This window comes from Saccharopolyspora sp. (genome assembly GCF_017434145.1).
GTDB classification, from domain to species: Bacteria; Actinomycetota; Actinomycetes; order Mycobacteriales; family Pseudonocardiaceae; genus Saccharopolyspora_C; species Saccharopolyspora_C galaxeae.
Genome location: NZ_JAFRFW010000371.1, coordinates 1 through 1,541, shown reverse-complemented (window position 1 = coordinate 1,541; position 1,541 = coordinate 1). Strand labels below are relative to the sequence as shown.

1 protein-coding gene is annotated in these 1,541 nt (G+C 73.8%); it reads left to right on the top strand.

Features of this window, described 5'->3' with window-relative positions; genetic code table 11:
- Positions 1-595: 595 nt before the first annotated feature.
- A complete protein-coding gene (locus tag IJH84_RS10085) occupies positions 596-1,492 on the top strand; it encodes a hypothetical protein (protein WP_367269005.1) in 897 nt (298 codons plus the stop codon).
- The last annotated feature ends 49 nt before the right edge of the window (positions 1,493-1,541 follow it).

The window sequence follows — 1,541 nt, the reverse complement described above, 5'->3', positions numbered from 1 at the left end:
GGCGCGCAGGCGCTCCGCCGCGAAGAAGTCGATCTTGTCGGTGCTCGGGCGCATCATGGGTAGCGCGGCGGGCCCGGGCGGTCGGAGCGGCGACCTGGGGTTTTCGAACTCGTGTTCGCTCTTTCCGGTGAAAGCCTTGACGGCAAGCCCGTGTCCAGGGTTTACTTAATCAAGTCGAACTAAGGTTCGATCTCGTTCCGGGTGGTCTTCGCCGAGCCGGTCTCCCTGCGGGCCGCCCGAGCGAGACGGCTCCACCGGCGCGGTGGAGCGGATGCCGGAGCGATCGGCGAGGTCGGGGACTCGGTCGCTGCGGCGGTAGTGCTCCCGGGGAACTGGAACGGATCGAGGTGGTGCCGAGGCGACTGCCGGAGCGTTGGACCGGCGCGGTGCGTCGGAGCGGGTGATCCGGGTCGGGTGGCCCGGAGGCGTTGAACTGGAAAGAACTCGGGAGTGGTCGCCGTCGGGGGGCGACCGCCCCTTGAGGTGGTGCCGTTCGGGTGCAGGCGGCGCGACCTCACCGCTGTCTCCCCACAGCGGACGGTTGGGTGCTCGATGCGGGGTCGGGTGCCGGGCGAACGAAGTGGGGAGGCAGCAGATGTCCGCGAGCACGCCTTTGGTGGCGTTGGACGGGGTGACCACGGCGAACGGGGTGTCCGTGGACTCCGCTGCCACCGAGGTGAACGGTGGTCCCGTTGCGGGACGGGAACTGCCGGTGCGGGCGGAACTCGCCACCGTGCTGCCATGGCCGGGCCTGCGCCGTGGCAGCACGGTGGCGGTGCAGGACTCGACCGCGCTGCTGCTGGCCTTGCTGTCCGAGGCGACTTCGGCGGGGTCGTGGGCGGCCGTGGTGGGATTGCCCGGCCTCGGCCTGTCCGCGGCGGCCGAGATGGGTGTGGACCTCGACCGGTTGGCGCTGGTGCCGCAGCCGGGCGGGGACCCGGTTTCGGTGATCGCCGCCCTGCTGGACGGGGTGGACCTGGTCGTGGTCGGACGTCCGGGCCTGCCCGCCGACGCCGACGCCCGCCGGTTGTCCGCCCGCGCGCGGCACCGCGGGGCGGTGCTGCTGCCATTCGGTCCCTGGCCGGGGGCGGAGGTGCGGCTGGACTGCACGCAGGCGCGCTGGCGCGGCCTCGGGCAGGGGCACGGGCACCTGCGCGAGCGGGAGATAACCGTGCGCGCGGGCGGGCGCGGGGCGGCTTCCCGGCCGCGTTCGTGCAGGCTGCTGCTGCCGGGGCGGAACGGCTCCGCCGCGGAGCGGTTGGACGCGGAGATCCGCGACCTGCCGGACCGCACTGATTCGCCGGACCGCCCCGATTCGCCGGAGCGGCGGCCCGGCAGGAGTGAGCAGCCGGGCTGCTCGGGACTGCCCGGGAGGCAGCACCGTTCGGTCGCGCCGGATCGGCGGCTTCCGGACCGTGCGGGTTCGCCGGATTCCGCCGCGCAGGGTCGGCCTCCGCTGCACTCGGTACCGGAGGACGGCCATGCCGGGTGAGGACTTCGCGGCCGGCGCGCCCGTGCGCAGGCTCGTGGTGTGGTGCCCG